This is a genomic window from Qipengyuania atrilutea (genome assembly GCF_013370205.1).
Classification (GTDB): Bacteria; Pseudomonadota; Alphaproteobacteria; order Sphingomonadales; family Sphingomonadaceae; genus Actirhodobacter; species Actirhodobacter atriluteus.
This window is the reverse complement of record NZ_JABWGV010000002.1, coordinates 206,149-222,220: the sequence shown is the minus strand read 5'-3', so window position 1 is coordinate 222,220 and position 16,072 is coordinate 206,149. Positions and strand designations below refer to the sequence as shown.

The following is a 16,072-nucleotide window of genomic DNA, read 5'->3' as shown; positions in this document are numbered from 1 at the left end:
ACCTTTGCTCTGTATTAAGCGTGCAAGCGAAAGCACAGGGCTTCGCGCTTGACTCGCTGCACGCCGAATGAAATGCCCCGCAGTGTACGGGGGGTCGTTTCTCATGGAATATCAGGATACGGACACCGACAGCGCGTTCGGTTTCGACGGCACCTGGAAGGAGTTCGCGCCGATCGCGTTCACCAACCTGCTGCTCACCATCGTCACGCTTGGCATCTACCGCTTCTGGGCGACCGCGCGCGAGCGGCGGTATCTTTGGTCGCGGAGCCGGTTCGTAGACGAGCGGCTCGAATGGGCCGGCACCGGCATGGAGCTTTTCATCGGCTTTCTGCTGGTCACCTTGCTCTTCGGCCTTCCCTTCGTTCTCATCAACTTCGCCCTGCAGGCGCTCGCCATGCGCGGAGAGCAGGCCTGGGCAGGCGCCCTGACACTAGTCCTGTTGCTGGGGGGTCTCTACCTCGTCGGATTGGCCCGGTACCGGGCGCTTCGATACCGCCTGTCGCGCACGCGCTGGCGCGGCATTCGGGGCGGCAGCAACGATCCCGGCTTCAAGTTCGGCTTCAGCTATCTCTGGAAAACGATCGCCGCGTATATCCCGCTCGGGCTTCTCGTCCCGTGGTCGATGACAAGTCTATGGAACCAGAAATGGCGAGAGATGAGCTTCGGCCCGTACAAGTTCGACGCTCATGCCGAAGCAGGCCCGGTGTTTGCTCGTTATCTGCTGTTCTATCTGGCTCCCGTCGTTATCTTCGCATTCCTCGGCCTGCTCGGCTCGTTCGCGCCGACCCTGAACGCAATGCTCGAAGGACAGGATCCAACCATTGGCCTCGTTATCGGACTGTTGCTTTTCCTCTTCATCTTTTACGGCATCCTCGGCATCATCGCGGTCGCCTTCTATTCGGCGTTCTACCGCGAAGCCGTAGGGTCGACGACGTGGGGGCATCTTCAATTCTCGTTCGGCGCATCGACGATGGACTGGATCAAGCTCATCATCGGCGACGCCGCGCTGGTGGTGTTCACGCTCGGCATCGGGTGGATATTCCTGAGCTACCGGCACTGGAAATTCTTCATGATCCATCTCGAAGCGGGCGGAGAAATCCTGCTCGACGAACTGACCCAGTCGACGACTGCTACTGCGAAACACGGCGAAGGGCTGCTCGAATCCTTCGACATCGGCGCGATCTGAGCCGGTGACCGAGCCCTCCTTCCGCACCCCGGCCCATTGGTACGACGGCAAGACCGCGATCCGCCGCGAAGGTTTGGCCGTATGGGACGGTGCCGGCGGACTGCGGCTGGAGGAGGAAGGCGAGCCGCCGGTCACGGTCGATCTCGCCAGGCTGCGCTATCAGGAAACGCGGCGGCACGAGATCGTCTACAGCGCGGCGGACGAGGCCGATTTCCGGCTCGTCATGCCCGCCGACATGCCCCCCGGCCTCGCCGCGAAGATGCCCGCCAAGGCCGAGTACGGCAGCTGGATCGACCGAATCGGCCTCGGGCGTGCGGCAGTGGGTTTCGCCGTTGTCAGCGCGGCCGCGGTCGCATTGTTCGTCACTCTGCCTGAGTGGTTAGGGCCCATGGTGCCGCAGACATGGGAGCGGCGGATGGGCGATGCCATGGTCGGCGATCTCGGCAACCGGCTCTGCCATACGCCAGCCGGAGACGCGGCGCTCGCCAAGCTCCTGAACGAGGTCGATCCGGCGCGCGACAAGGTCCGCGCGGGCATCGCCAATATCGACATGGTCAACGCGGTCGCCCTGCCCGGCGGTCAGGTGTTGCTGTTCGACGGACTGGTGCAGGAAGCCGAAAGTCCGGAGGAACTAGCCGGTATCCTAGCGCACGAAGTCGGCCATGTGCGCGAGCGCCACGTGATGACCGCGATGCTGCGCCAGTTCGGCCTCTCGATCCTGTCGAGCGGCATCGGCTCGAACGTCGGCGGCGGCATCATAACCGCCGCAAGCCTCAGCTATTCGCGCGATGCAGAAGCGGAGGCCGATGTCTTCGCACGCACGCAGTTGGCGCGTAGCGACATCTCTCCGACCGGCGCGGCGCGCTTCTTCGAACGCAAGCTGGAGGAAGCCGGCGGAGAAAGCGAGAACGCCGTGACCGGATGGATTGCGACCCATCCAGCGAGCGGCAACCGCGCAAGGGCCTTTCGCGAAAGCGCGGTCGAAGGGAAGACCTATCCCCCGGTGCTGACCGATGCCGAGTTCGAAGCCCTCAAGACGATGTGCGAAGAGGATGACGACGTGGAGGACTTCGACCTCTTTTGAGGGTTCGGAATCACGCACGGTTCCTGCTGCACCCATGAGGTGCTACCCTGCGCAAATGACGACAGAAATTGCGCCGCCTCAGTTCCACACCATGTCCGATGGCCGCCGGATCGCCTACCGCAGCAGCGCGAGCAACGGACCGACTATCGTCTTCCTTCCCGGCTACATGTCCGACATGGACGGCGGCAAGGCGACCGCGATCGCTTCGTGGGCGAAAAAGCGCAGACACGGAACGCTGCTGCTCGACTATTCGGGGTGCGGTCACTCGGACGGTGACTTCGCTGACGGAACGCTCACCCAATGGCGCGACGAGGTGCTCGAACTGACGGATGCCTACGCCAAGGGGCCGTTGCTGCTTGTCGGCTCGTCGATGGGCGGATGGCTGATGCTGCTGGTTGCGCTCGCCATGAAAGACCGGCTCGTAGGCATGATCGGTATCGCGCCTGCGCCCGACTTCTCGGACTGGGGCTTCGACGAAGGACAGAAATGGGCACTCGCCGAAGGGAAGACCGTCTACGAGGACAATCCCTATGGCCCCGCACCCACCCCGACCCATGGGAAATTCTGGCAGGATGCCGAGACGCACCGGCTGCTGGACGGCTCCATCGACCTCGCCTGCCCGGTTCACCTGATCCACGGCCAGCAGGATAACGACGTACCGTGGCAGGTAAGTGTGCGACTGGCCGAAGCGCTTCGTTCGGAACAGGTTCAAGTCACGCTCGTCAAAAGCGGTACGCACCGTTTGTCCCGGCCCGAGGATATCGCCTTGCTGCTTTCCGGCATCGCAGCGATCTCGCAGGCCGCCGCCAGAGAGACACCATGATCCTTACCGCTCTTGTTCCGCTGCTCCTCATGCAAGTGGGCCCCGATCCGACCGCGAGCGACTTGCCCGATCTGCCGATCGATCCCGAAGGACGCGCACGTTCGCAGCGGGCGGAAGAAGCAATCCCGCAGGCACGGCCCGCCGTACCTCCGCGCCTGCGCGAATGCCTGCAATCGGTCCGCGCCGATCCTGCCGCCGCAGAACGCGAAGCGATGAGCTGGCTCGGTGAAGCAGGCGGTAGCGATGCCGCGCTTGCCGGTCAGTGCCTCGGCATGGCGCATTACGTGCGCGGAGAGTTCGCCGAAGCGCAGACCGCATTCATGGAAGCACGCGACCGCGTCCCGGAGAGTGATCCGGACATGCGCGCGCGGCTAGGCACACTGGCAGGCAATGCCGCCCTCGTATCGAACGACTACGAGGGCGCTGTAGCCGCGCTCAATGCCGTGGTGGAAGATGCCCGGACGGCGGAAGACACAGCGGCAATGGGGCAAGCCCAGATCGACCGGGCGCGGGCGCTGGTGGCGTTGAACCGCAGTGAGGAGGCAGCCGCCGCTTTGACCGAAGCGCGCGAGGCACTGCCCGAAAATGCCGACGCGTGGCTCTTTTCCGCGACGCTCAGCCGGCGGCTGAACCGGCTCGCCAACGCGCAGGAGCAGATCGAACGCGCGGCAATGCTCGCTCCGCGAAGCGCTGCCATCGGCCTCGAAGCCGGCGTGATCGCGGCGACGGCGCGGCGCTACGATGACGCGCAACGCAGCTTCGAATCGGTCCTGCTTGTCGCCCCTGACAGCAGCGAGGCAAGCCGCGCACGCGCCTATCTGGAACAGCTTGGCGTCCCCCGCGCTGATCAGCCAGACACAGACGAGGCTCCGACACGATGACCGATATCGCCGACATTCCGCTTTCCATACTCGACCTCGTCAGCGTGCGCGAGGGCGGCACGGTTGCCGAAGCGCTCGAAAACGGGATTGCGCTGGCGCAGGCGGCCGAGCGGCTCGGCCTGAAGCGGTTCTGGGTGGCAGAGCATCACGCAATGGAAGGCATCGCGGGCGGCGCGACCTCGGTCGTCCTCTCGCGCATCGGCGCCGCGACCAGCACGATCCGCATCGGATCGGGCGGGATCATGCTGCCCAATCACACCCCGTTCCAGATCGCCGAGCAGTTCGGCACGCTCGATGCGCTCTATCCCGGCCGGGTCGATCTCGGCCTGGGCCGTGCACCCGGTGCCGGGCCGGAATTGCAGCGGGCGCTGCGCAAGGACCTTCACCACGCAGCGGAAATGTTTCCGCAGGACGTCGCCGAACTGCGAGCCCTGCTGACCGGCGAGCCGCGGCTACCCATAGCCGCCACGCCGGGCCTCGGCGCAAACGTCGAGATGTGGATGCTCGGCTCCAGCCTGTTCGGCGCTCAGCTCGCTGCCCGCCTCGGTCTGCCCTATGCCTTCGCCGCGCATTTCGCGCCCACGCATCTGGACGAGGCGCTGGAGGTATATCGCTCGCGCTTCGAACCGTCCGCCGCGCTCGAGGAGCCGCACGTTATGGTGGCGATGAATCTGTTCTGCGCGGAAACCACCGAGAAAGCGGAACTGCTTGCCTCATCGCAGCTGCAGAGTTTCGTGCGGCTACGCACCGGAACGCCCGGCAAGCTGCCGCCGCCGGTCGAGAACTACCGCGACAGCCTGCCGCTTCAGGCGCAGGCGATGCTGCGCCAGATCTCGGTCGCCAGCGCCACCGGAACGCCGGACGAGGTGCGCCGCCAGATGACCGCGCTGGCAGAACGGACCCAAGCTGACGAGTTAATCCTTGCCGGCGCGACCTTCGATCCTGCCGCGCGTATCCACTCGCTCGAACTGGCGGTCGGCGCGTTGACGGCGGAGCATGCATAGGAATGCGCGATTTCGCGATGCGGCGAGCCTTTCATGCGCCCGCTACGCTTGCTTCACCCCTTGCGTAAGCCTAAGCGCCCTAGCGTAACCCGCCCCGTCAAGGGGTAATAACCCGATGAAACGGCCTGCGAAAAGACGGGTCGACGGAGCCGCAGGAATGGGCGCTAAAGCCAAGACGAAACCGGGGCGCGATGCCGCCGGCAAAGCAAAACGTATCTCTCCCCAACTCGTCAAGGAACTGACGCAGCGGATCCGGAGCAGCGAGCTGCCCGGCGACGCGGCTTTCGACGACGCGCATTTGCAGGAAGCGGTTCGCTTCATCCTCGCTACCGGCGGGTCACGCGAATTCGGCAAGGCGGCGATCGGACTGGAAACGGTCAGCGAAGGGCGGCGCTTCATGCGGATCGCCATCGTCAACGACGACATGCCGTTCCTGGTCGATTCGCTGGCGGCCACGGTCGCGGCGCAGGGCCTCTCGATCGACCGGCTCGTCCATCCGATCGTGCCGGTGAAGCGCAAGCCGGACTGCTCGCTGCAGACCATCGTAGATGGCGAACCGGACGACGCCGTCTACGAATCGATGATCTACATGGAGACGAGCCGCGTCGACGCCAAGCACCGCCGGGCGATCGAACTCGCCATCCGCGAAGCGCTGGAAGACGTGCGCGCTGCCGTCGCAGACTGGCCGAAGCTTCAGGACGCGATGGAAAAGGACGCGGACGCCATCGCCGACACGCAGGGCAGCGCCGTATTGAGCTGGCTCAACAAGGGCATGCTGACGCAGCTCGGACATGTCGTGCGGATGCGGAACGGAAGCCAGAAGGGGGCGCTTGGCATCTGCCGCAAGAGCGCGAAGAGCTTGATGGTGGACGAATCCTTCGAGCGCGCCTTCGCCTGGTTCGACGGCGAGGGGCACGAGGGGCGCAATCTCCTCATCATCAAGGCGAACATCATGTCCAAGGTGCACCGCCGGGTGCCGCTGGACCTGTTCATCGTTCCGCGCCGCGACGGTGAGGGCAAAGCCGCCAGTCTGTCGGTCCATGCAGGCGTCTGGACGTCGGCCGCGCTTGCCGCTCCGCCGCGCAGCGTGCCGCGCCTCAGCGACCGGATCGAGGCGCTGATGGACCGCTACGACTTCGATAGCGGCAGCCATGCGGGCAAGGCGCTCGTCCATTCCTTCACCGCCCTGCCGCACGATCTTCTGATCGGTTTTTCCGACGAGGACATCGCGCGCATCGTCACCACCATGATGAGCCTCGTCGACCGCCCGCGCCCGCGACTGGCGCTGGTGGAGGCACCGCTCGCCCGGCACCTGTTCGCATTCGTGTGGATCCCGCGCGACATGATGGCGACGCAGATGCGGCTGCAGATCCAGGCGCTGATCGAGGAAGAGACGGACGCCTCGCTCCTCGACTACAGCCTCGAGGTCGAAGGCGGCAGCCTCGCCATGATGCGCTTCGTGCTCGACAACCGCGAGGCACAGGCGGCGGTCGACGAGGAGCGGCTCGAAGAGCGGCTTCAGGTGATGCTGCGCGGCTGGTCCGAAGCGGTCGAACAGGAACTGGCCAAGACGGAGGAGCAGGGCCGGGCAGCGGCCATCGCGCTTCGCTATGCGAACAGTTTCCCGAGCGGTTACCGCGCGGAATACGGGGCAGCGGAGGCGGCGAGTGATATCATCCGCCTTCGCGCGCTTCATCCGCACGAGGTCCACGGCGAGGGAGAGGACGATCGCCGCGAACCTGACCAGGCGGACACAGGCCGCCGCGTCGCGGGTCGGACCGATACCGGACGGCGCAACAGCCCGCACGGCGAAGAGCGCGACGTACGCATCTATTGGCGGCCCGATGACAACGAAAGCCAGCTGCACCTAAAGATTTATCAGCCCAAGGGCAGCCTCCCGCTGTCGGATGCGGTCCCGTCGCTCGAGAACTTCGGCTTCACCGTCTGCACGGAGATCCCGACGCATCTCGACGAGGGCGATCTCGGCACGATCCACGACTTCAAGCTCGCCCTCGCACCGGGCGTCGACGCATCGAGGCTGATCGACCGGTCCGACGCGGTCGAAAAGGCCGTGGCGACCGTCCTGAACGGAACGCAGGAAAACGACCCGTTCAACCGGCTCGTGACCGAAATCGGCCTGGAAGCACGCGAGGCGACCTGGCTGCGCGCCTTCTACCGCTATCTGCGGCAGGCGGGCATGGGCTTCACCATCTACACGGTGGTCGACGCACTGCGCCACGCCCCCCAGGTGACGCGCGCTCTCATCGCGCTGTTCACCGCGCGGCACGATCCGGAGTTCACGGGCCAGCGCGACGCCGCGATCGAGGAAGCGCAGGACGAGATCCGCACGGGCCTTGCCGCGGTTCAGGCGATCAACGACGACCGGCTGCTGCGCCTCTATCGCTCGCTCATCGACGCGATCCTGCGCACCAATGCTTTCGCCCCGGCGGCAGACGAAGCGCTTGCGTTCAAGATCGACAGCGCGCTGGTGCCCGGCCTGCCCCGCCCCGTTCCGTGGCGCGAGATCTTCGTCTATTCGCAGCGAGTGGAGGGCATCCACCTGCGGGCCGGCCCCATCGCCCGCGGCGGACTGCGCTGGTCCGACCGGCGCGACGACTTCCGCACCGAGATCCTCGGCCTGATGAAAGCGCAACGCGTAAAGAACGCCGTCATCGTGCCGACCGGCGCGAAGGGCGGCTTCTACCCCAAGAAACTGCCGAACCCGGCGCGCGACCGCGAAGGCTGGGCGGCAGAGGGTCAGGCGAGCTACGAAGTCTTCATCCGTACGCTGCTGTCGGTCACCGACAACATCGTGAAGGACAAGGTCGTTCATCCCGAGGGCGTGCGCATCCTCGACGGTGAAGACCCGTATTTCGTGGTTGCAGCGGACAAGGGCACGGCGCGCTTCTCCGACGTTGCCAACGCGATTGCGGAGGCGCGCGATTTCTGGCTGGACGACGCCTTCGCCAGTGGAGGATCGAACGGATACGACCACAAGGCGATGGGAATTACCGCTCGCGGCGCGTGGATTTCGGTCCAGCGCCACTTCCGCGAGATGGGTGTCGATGTTCAGACCGAGCCGGTCCAGGTCGTCGGCTGCGGCGATATGTCTGGCGACGTGTTCGGCAACGGGATGCTGCTGTCCAAATCGATCAAGCTGGTGGCCGCGTTCGACCACCGGCATATCTTCATCGATCCCGATCCCGATCCCGAAGCAAGCTGGCAGGAACGCCAGCGGATGTTCGAATTGCCGCGTTCCAGCTGGGAAGATTACGACGCGAAGCTGATCTCACGCGGAGGCGGCGTCTATCCGCGTACCGCGAAGACGATCGCGCTCTCGAAGACCGCGCAGAAGCTGCTCGACATACCCGAAGAGCACCTGTCCGGTGACGGGATCGAACCGGACAAGCTGATCTCGTCCATCCTTACCGCTCCGGTCGGGCTGATCTGGTTCGGCGGCATCGGAACCTACGTCAAGAGCTCCACGGAAAGTAACGCGGATGTCGGCGATCCGACGAACGATGCGCTGCGCGTGAACGGAGAGGATCTGCGCGCCAAGGTCATCGGCGAAGGCGCGAACCTCGGGCTGACGCAGCCGGGCCGGATCGAATTCGCGATGAACGGCGGCCGCCTAAACACCGACTTCATCGACAATTCCGCCGGGGTCGATTGCTCCGACAACGAGGTGAACATCAAGATCGCGCTCGCCGATGCGCGGCGCGCTGGCCGGATATCGGAAGCCAATCGCAATGCCCTGCTCGAGGAAATGACCGAAGAAGTCGCGGCGCTGGTCCTCGAAGACAACCACGACCAGGCACTCGCCCTATCGATCGCCGAAACCGGCGGCGCGCGGGCCGTCGATTCGCAGTTGCACCTGATCGAAACGCTGGAAGGCATGGGGGCGCTCGACCGGAAGACCGAAGGCCTTGCCGACCGGGAAACCTACGTCCGGCGTTCGGGCGAAGGCGGGGGCCTGACCCGCCCGGAAATGGCCGTGCTCCTGTCTTCCACCAAACTGGTGCTACAGGACGCGATCGAGGGCAGCGACATGGTCAAGGACAAGTCGCTGGAACCGGTCCTCATGAACGCGTTCCCGAAGCCCATGCAGGAAAAGTTCGCCAAGCAGATCCGAGAGCACCGCCTGCGCGACGAACTTATCGCGACCAAGCTCGCCAACCGGGTCGTCAACCGCCTCGGACTGGTGCATCCCTTCGAGCTGGCGGAAGAGGAAGGCGCGACGCTCGATCAGGTCGTCACCGCCTATGTCGTGGCGGAACGTCTGTTCGGCGTCGACACACTGTGGGAGACGCTGGAAGCGGCAGCAATGCCTGAAAGCGCGCGTCTGGTGCTGCTCGACCGGCTCGCCAAGGTGATCCGCAGCCAGATGGCCGACCTGCTTCGCGTGGGTGCGGGAACCGCCTCGCCGAGCGAGACGATCGAACATCTCGAAGAGCCCATTCGCCAGCTTTCCGAAGCGACCGGCGAATTGCTCGGCGCGGAAGGTCGGCACCAGTCCGGACGTTTGGAGGCGGAATTCGCCGAAGCCGGCGCACCGCAAAAATTTGCCGCGGACGTCGCGCATCTCTTCGAGATGGACGGCGCCGTCGGGATCTCTTCGCTCGCCCGAAAGGCGGAACTTCCCGCGGATCAGGTCACGCTCGCCTTCACGCATATCGGCAGCGAACTCGGCCTCGACTGGGCCCAGAGCGTCGCCGCGCTGATGAACCCGTCCGATGTCTGGGAACGCCTGCTGGTCGCAGGACTGGCGCGCGACTTCCAGCAGATGCGGCTCGAATTCCTGCGCCGCATCGCGCGGCGAAAGGGCGCGAAGGACGATCTCGTGCAGGCGGCGGAAAAATGGCTGGAAGCGAACGAGGGCTCGGTCCGCCAGTTCCGCAGCATGATCGACCGCGCGCACGGTCAGGCCTCGGTCGCGCCCGCGATGCTGGCCCAGATCGCGAGCATGGCCCGGAACCTTCTAGCGCGCTGATGGCAGCCTCGTTCTTGACGCATCGCCCGTTTCCCATAACGGTCCGGCGCGATGGATAAGTTCGATGTCATTATCGTGGGGTCGGGGCACGGCGGGGCGCAGGCCGCGATTGCCTTGCGCCAGAACGGGCACGACGGATCGATCCTGATGCTGACGCGCGAGCGCAGCACTCCTTACGAGCGCCCGCCGCTGTCGAAGGAGTATCTGAAGGGCGAGAAAGAGTTCGAGCGGATTCAGATTCGCCCAGCATCCTTCTGGGCGGAGCGCGGCATCGAAATCCGGATGGGCGTCAACGTGTCCGAAATCGACGCCATGGCGCATGAAGTCGTGCTCGGCGACGGAACGCGCATCGGTTACCGCAAGCTGATCTGGGCCGCGGGCGGAGAAGCGCGACGCCTGTCGGTCTCAGGAAGTGACGCAGAGGGCATTCATGCGGTCCGCACGCGTGAGGACGTCGATGCTCTGCGCGCCGAACTAAGCGGCGGAGCCAAGCGAGCCGTAGTCGTAGGCGGCGGCTACATCGGCCTCGAAGCGGCAGCGGTGATGCGCGCGCTCGATTGCGAAGTGACGGTGGTCGAAGCGCGCAACCGGCTGCTCGCACGGGTTGCCGGAGAAGACCTCTCGAGCTTCTACCTCGAACAGCACCGCAGGCACGGCGTCTCGTTCCATCTTGGCGCCGGTGTCGCGCGCATCGAGAACGACGCGTCCGGGCGCGTGAGCGCAGTGATACTCGAAGACGAAACGGTTCTGCCCTGCGACGTCGTCATCGTCGGGATCGGCATCGTGCCGAGCGTAGGCGCGCTGATTGCCGCTGGCGCTGTCGGCGCCAACGGCGTCGACGTGGACGAGTTCTGCCGCACCTCGCTCGACGACATCTACGCGGTCGGCGACTGCGCGGCGCATTCCAACCGCTATGCCAACCGGGCGGTCATCCGCCTCGAATCGGTGCAGAACGCGAATGACATGGCAACGACCGCGGCCAAGGCGATTTGCGGCGACAAGCAGCCCTACGACGCGGTGCCGTGGTTCTGGTCCAACCAGTATGACCTGCGGCTGCAGACGGTCGGTATCTCGACCGATTACGATACGAGCGTGCTACGCGGCGATCCTGGAAGCGGCAAATTTTCGGTCGTGTACCTGCGCGAAGGTAAGGTGATCGCGCTCGACTGCGTCAACAATACGCGCGATTATGCGCAGGGGCGCAAGCTGGTCGAGAACGAAGCTCAGATCGATCCCGAACTGCTCGCCGACGCCGGCACGCCGCTCAAGGAAATGCTCTAAGCCGCTCCGCCGCCCATTGCGCCGCCTCCGCGACGACTGGATCATCGTCATCGGTTAGCGCCGCCACCAACCCGCGCAAATCTGGATTACCACTGTTTCCTGCCGCGATCAGGCAGTTGCGCACGAAGCGGTTTCGTCCGATCCGCTTGATCGGAGAACCGGAGAACATCTGCCGAAACGCCGCGTCGTCGAGCGCCAGAAGCTCGGCAAGGTAAGGCCCGTCCAGTCCCTCGCGCGGAGCGAACTTTGCATTGGCATGCGCGGCATCGGCGAACTTGTTCCAGGGGCATACCGCAAGGCAATCGTCGCAGCCGTAGATGCGGTTGCCGATCGCCTCGCGAAATTCGTGCGGGATCGGTCCCTTGTGCTCGATCGTGAGGTAGGAGATGCAGCGCCGCGCATCGAGCCGGTAGGGCTGCGGGAAAGCATCGGTCGGGCAGGCATCCTGACACGCGCGGCAATTGCCGCAGCGATCTGGGTGCGGCTCATCCGGCGCGAAGGGCAGCGTCGTATAGATCGCGCCGAGGAACAGCCAGCTGCCGTGCTCGCGGCTGACGAGATTGGTGTGCTTCCCCTGCCAGCCGATGCCCGCGGCCTCTCCCAGCGGCTTTTCCATCACCGGCGCGGTATCGACGAAGACCTTGAGTTCCGGGTGTTCGAAGCCTGCCTTCTCCGCCTCGGCGATCAGCCAGCGGGCCAGCGCCTTGAGCGCCTTCTTGACGACGTCGTGATAGTCCTTGCCCTGCGCATAGACCGAAATGCGTGCGCGGTCGGGCGATCCTTCCAGCGCGAGCGGATCTCCCGCGGGCGCATAGCTCATGCCGAGGGCGATGACGCTGCGTGCATCGGGCCACAGGCGAGTGGGCGCGCTCCGCTGCTCCACGCGCGTCTCCATCCAGTCCATGGTGCCGTGATGGCCGTCCGCAAGCCATTCATGGAGGTGCTCGGTGCGTTTGTTGTCCGGCTCGGCATCCGTGAAGCCCACGCTGACGAAACCCAGACGCGCCGCTTCTTCGCACAAGGCATCTTGCAGACCTTCGATTGAAGCGGAATTTACCAAACTTGCACTTGCTCCCTTACGATCTGGCGCTGTAACTCCGCCGCTATGAACCGGGCGCTAAGCGATACGCTGCCGGCAGGCAATGATGCGGAGCTTGGCGCCTCCACCGGCGCCGGCCGCCCGCTCGCGATTCAGGCGCAGGGACTGGTGAAGCGGTTCGAGGGCACACTGGCGGTCGACGGGGTCGACATTGCCGTCCCGGAAGGCGCGATATTCGGCATTCTCGGTCCCAACGGCGCAGGCAAGACGACGACGCTGCGCATGCTGCTCGGCATTATCGAACCCGACAGCGGGACACGCACCCTGCTCGGCCACCGCCGCCCGGCAGACGTCGCGCGAGCAGTCGGGTATCTGCCCGAAGAGCGCGGCCTCTACCCGAGTATGAAAGCGTTCGAAGCCATCGCCTTCATGGGCGCGCTGCGCGGATTGCCGCTCGCCCAAGGGCGCAGGCGGGGGCGCGCTTTGCTCGAGGAGAATGGGCTGGGCCATGCAGCCGACCGGCAGATCAGACAGCTATCGAAGGGCATGGCGCAGACCGTCCAGCTGCTCGGCACGCTGGTGCACGAACCGCGGCTGGTTGTGCTGGACGAGCCGTTTTCGGGCCTCGATGCGATCAACCAGGGCAAGCTGGAGCGGCTGATCCGGCGGCTCGCGGCGAACGGAACGACGGTTATCTTCTCCACCCACGTCATCGCCCATGCAGAGCGGCTGTGCGAGGAAATCGCGATCATCGCGGGCGGCAAGGTGCCGTTCGCAGGCGGCGTCGACGAAGCGCGCGATCGGATTCCCGCGCAAGTCCGCCTCGAAACGCGGCGCGGCGAGGGTAGCTGGCGCGCGGCCCTACCGGCAGATACCGAGCACGACACCAAAGCGGACGGCACGCATCTGTGGAGCTTCGACCTTCCCGATGGCGGGCCCGAACCGCTTTTGCGTAAATTGATCGAAGGCGAAGCGGGCATCCTGTCGCTCTCGATCGAGCGCGCCGGCCTGCACGATGCCTTCGTCGAGATTGCGGGCGAAGCAGCCGCGCGGGCCCTCGAAGTCGATGAACAGGTAAAGGCGTCCGAATGAGCGAATCTGCCGCCCCGCCGACCGAACGCCTGCCGCTGTGGCGCGCAGCATGGGTGATCGCCCGCCGCGACTTCGCCGCGATTCTGTTAAGCCGCGCATTCTTCTTCTTCCTGCTAGGTCCGCTGTTTCCGATCATCGTCGGCGGCCTTGCTGGCGGGATCGGTAGCCAAGTGCGCGAAACCGCACCGCCGCCTGTTCTGGCTGTAGCGATGACTGCAAGCGATACCGAGCGGATCGAGGCGGCACGCGACAGCCTCGAAGGCAGCGCCGGGCTCTCGCTGCCTGAACTTGCCCCGGTTGAGGAGGGGTCAAGCAGCCCAGAAGAGGTGCTTAAAGGCACCGAGCGCAACTATGGCGCGGTTCTGAGCGGTTCACTTGCCGAGCCGCGCTTGACCGGATCGAGCGGGCAACTCGAACGCTGGCGAGGCGACATTGCGCTGCTGCTGTCCGAAGCGGTCCGCAGCGAAGCGACGGTATTTCCTGCGATCGAGGAAAGCGCTGTCGCGGCCGCCACCTCGGACCTCAACCGCAGCCGCCTGATCACCGCTCAGGCGAGCCAAGTACTCTTGTTCCTACTGTCGATGCTGCTGGCCGGGATGGTTTTGTCCAACCTCGTCGAGGAAAAGGCGAACAAGATCATCGAGATCCTTGCAGCGTCGATCCCGATGGATGCGGTCTTCCTTGGCAAGCTGTTCGCCATGCTCGCCGTTTCGCTGGTCGGTATCACCGTCTGGGGCGGAGTTGCCGGCATTTTCCTGCTTCTCGGAGGGGATGCCCTGCCCGCCTTCCCTGCGCCCGTCATCGGCTGGACCGGGTTCATCGCGCTCGGCATCCTCTATTTCGCGATGAACTACCTGCTGCTCGGTTCGATCTTCCTGGCGATCGGTTCGCTCGCGACGACGGTGCGCGAGGTGCAGACGCTCTCCATGCCGGTGACGATGAGCCAGATACTCATCTTCTTCGTCGCCAGCCTCGCCGTGACCCAGATCGAGGGATGGATGGGGATCGCGGGAATGATCTTCCCCCTGTCGTCGCCCTACGTCATGCTCGCCTATGCGGCGCAGGAAGGCGCGCTGTGGCCGCATGTGCTGGCGCTCGCGTGGCAGGCGCTGTTCGTTTATTTGTTCATCAAGATCGGCGCTTCGCTGTTTCGCAAGCGGGTGATGAAATCGGGTAGCCAGCCACGCGGTGCGGGGCGGCGCTGGCGCTTCCCCGGCATGGGCCGAAAAGCGGAGCGCGTCTGACCGTATCGCTATTGACATAGCTGTCAGTTAGCGCAGGATACGAGCCAGCGCCTCAGTATGCGCGACCGCCGGGAACAGGCGGCGCCGCGGCGCGAAGCGGAGACAGGAACATGGCTACGAACCCCAGCGCGCCTGCGCATCAGTGGCGCACCTCGCCCACCCCCTACGAGGCGCTGAATGCGCATTTCGCAGAGCACCCCGAACACAGCCTCGCGCATCCCGAACCCTTCGACACCAGCCGCAGCGACATCTATGTCGAGCACCGCTGGCAGCCCATCTTCGCCGAAATGCGCCGCGAAGGCCCGCTGCACTACATTCCCGAAAGCCCGTTCGGTCCGTATTGGAGCGTGGTGCAGCACAAGGCCGTGCAGCACGTCGAAAGCCTGCCCGAACTGTTCTCTTCAAGCTGGCAGCACGGCGGGATAACGATCCTCGACCGCGCCGAACCGGCGGAGGGCGAGGAGGCGTTCGAGCTGCCGATGTTCATCGCGATGGACCGCCCCAAACACACCGGGCAGCGGCGCACCGTTGCGCCTGCTTTTACGCCGGCCGAGATGAAGCGGCTGGAAGGCGATATCCGCGCCCGCACCGGCGAAGTGCTGGACAGCCTGCCGCGCGGCAAGACCTTCGACTGGGTCGATACGGTCTCCATCGAACTGACGACGCAGATGCTCGCGATCCTGTTCGATTTCCCGTGGGAAGACCGGCGGCTGCTTACCTTCTGGTCCGACTGGGCAGGCGATACCGAGCTTGCCGCCGTGCCCGGGCTCGAAATCGAGCGGCGCGCAATCCTGTTCGAAATGGCCGCCTATTTCCAGCAGCTCTGGGCGAAGCGCGCAGAGCTCGGTGAGGCACCCGATCTCATCTCGATGATGATCCATTCGCCCGAAATGAACCAGATGAGTCCGCAGGAATTCATGGGCAATCTGGTCCTTCTGATCGTCGGCGGAAACGACACGACGCGCAACACGATGTCGGGCATCGTCCACGCGTTCGACCGCTTCCCCGATCAGCGCAAGGCGTTCGAGGAGAACCCCGACCTCATCCCCAACGCGGTACAGGAATGCATCCGCTACCAGACGCCGCTCAAGCACATGCGGCGCACGGCGAGCGAGGATACCGAGCTGTTCGGCCAGCAGATCAGGAAGGGCGACAAGGTCATCCTGTGGTACAATTCGGCGAACCGCGACGAGCAGGTGTTCGACAACGCCGACGATCTCGACATTCGGCGCGAGAATGCGCGCCGCCACCTCGCCTTCGGTTATGGCATTCACCGGTGCGTCGGGGCGCGGCTGGCCGAATTGCAGCTGCGGATCCTGCTCGAAGAGATGCACCGCCGGCGGATGCGCGTTCATGTCGCAGGCAATGTCGAGCGGGTGCGCGCGAACTTCGTCGAGGGGTTCCGTAAGCTCGAAGTAGAAGTCACGCAGTTCTAATCCGGTTCAGCT

Annotated in this window: 11 protein-coding genes; 10 read left to right on the top strand and 1 reads right to left on the bottom strand. The window is 64.9% G+C overall.

The genetic code is table 11. The features are described 5' to 3' along the window. Positions 1 to 103: 103 nt before the first annotated feature. From HUV48_RS06085 to HUV48_RS06055, 7 genes are all read left to right on the top strand, one after another. The gene (locus tag HUV48_RS06085) at positions 104 to 1,186 is read left to right on the top strand and encodes a YjgN family protein (protein WP_176266908.1); all 1,083 of its coding nucleotides are present in this window, start codon (positions 104 to 106) and stop codon (positions 1,184 to 1,186) included. A gap of 4 nt (positions 1,187 to 1,190) precedes the next feature. After that, complete coding sequence (locus HUV48_RS14610; protein ID WP_176266907.1) at positions 1,191 to 2,270, top strand: M48 family metallopeptidase; 1,080 nt, start codon at positions 1,191 to 1,193, stop codon at positions 2,268 to 2,270. 55 nt (positions 2,271 to 2,325) lie between these two features. After that, a complete protein-coding gene (locus tag HUV48_RS06075) occupies positions 2,326 to 3,093 on the top strand; it encodes an alpha/beta fold hydrolase (RefSeq protein WP_176266906.1) in 768 nt (255 codons plus the stop codon). Then, positions 3,090 to 3,974: a tetratricopeptide repeat protein gene (locus HUV48_RS06070; RefSeq protein WP_176266905.1), complete on the top strand. Its 885-nt coding sequence runs from the start codon at positions 3,090 to 3,092 to the stop codon at positions 3,972 to 3,974. The genes HUV48_RS06075 and HUV48_RS06070 overlap by 4 nt, the downstream gene beginning before the upstream one ends. Continuing rightward, on the top strand, positions 3,971 to 4,978 hold the full coding sequence (locus tag HUV48_RS06065; protein WP_176266904.1) for an LLM class flavin-dependent oxidoreductase: 1,008 nt from the start codon (positions 3,971 to 3,973) through the stop codon (positions 4,976 to 4,978). The genes HUV48_RS06070 and HUV48_RS06065 overlap by 4 nt, the downstream gene beginning before the upstream one ends. A 157-nt stretch (positions 4,979 to 5,135) precedes the next feature. Then, positions 5,136 to 9,968, top strand: a complete 4,833-nt coding sequence (locus HUV48_RS06060) for an NAD-glutamate dehydrogenase (RefSeq protein ID WP_176266903.1) — start codon at positions 5,136 to 5,138, stop codon at positions 9,966 to 9,968. A gap of 51 nt (positions 9,969 to 10,019) precedes the next feature. Further along, positions 10,020 to 11,249 (top strand): NAD(P)/FAD-dependent oxidoreductase, encoded by a 1,230-nt coding sequence (locus HUV48_RS06055; protein WP_176266902.1) that lies wholly within the window; start codon positions 10,020 to 10,022, stop codon positions 11,247 to 11,249. On the opposite strand, the gene queG is transcribed toward HUV48_RS06055, so the two are convergent. After that, positions 11,233 to 12,309, bottom strand: a complete 1,077-nt coding sequence (queG, locus tag HUV48_RS06050; protein ID WP_176266901.1) for a tRNA epoxyqueuosine(34) reductase QueG — start codon at positions 12,307 to 12,309, stop codon at positions 11,233 to 11,235. The genes HUV48_RS06055 and queG overlap by 17 nt on opposite strands. 45 nt (positions 12,310 to 12,354) lie before the next feature. Between queG and HUV48_RS06045 the strand changes: the two genes are divergently transcribed. The 3 genes from HUV48_RS06045 (at position 12,355) to HUV48_RS06035 (ending at position 16,060) form a co-directional block, all read left to right on the top strand. Continuing rightward, positions 12,355 to 13,380: an ABC transporter ATP-binding protein gene (locus HUV48_RS06045; protein WP_176266900.1), complete on the top strand. Its 1,026-nt coding sequence runs from the start codon at positions 12,355 to 12,357 to the stop codon at positions 13,378 to 13,380. Then, a complete protein-coding gene (locus HUV48_RS06040; RefSeq protein WP_176266899.1) occupies positions 13,377 to 14,624 on the top strand; it encodes an ABC transporter permease in 1,248 nt (415 codons plus the stop codon). Before HUV48_RS06045 ends, HUV48_RS06040 begins: the two co-directional genes overlap by 4 nt. A 110-nt stretch (positions 14,625 to 14,734) precedes the next feature. Further along, a complete protein-coding gene (locus HUV48_RS06035) occupies positions 14,735 to 16,060 on the top strand; it encodes a cytochrome P450 (protein ID WP_176266898.1) in 1,326 nt (441 codons plus the stop codon). The last annotated feature ends 12 nt before the right edge of the window (positions 16,061 to 16,072 follow it).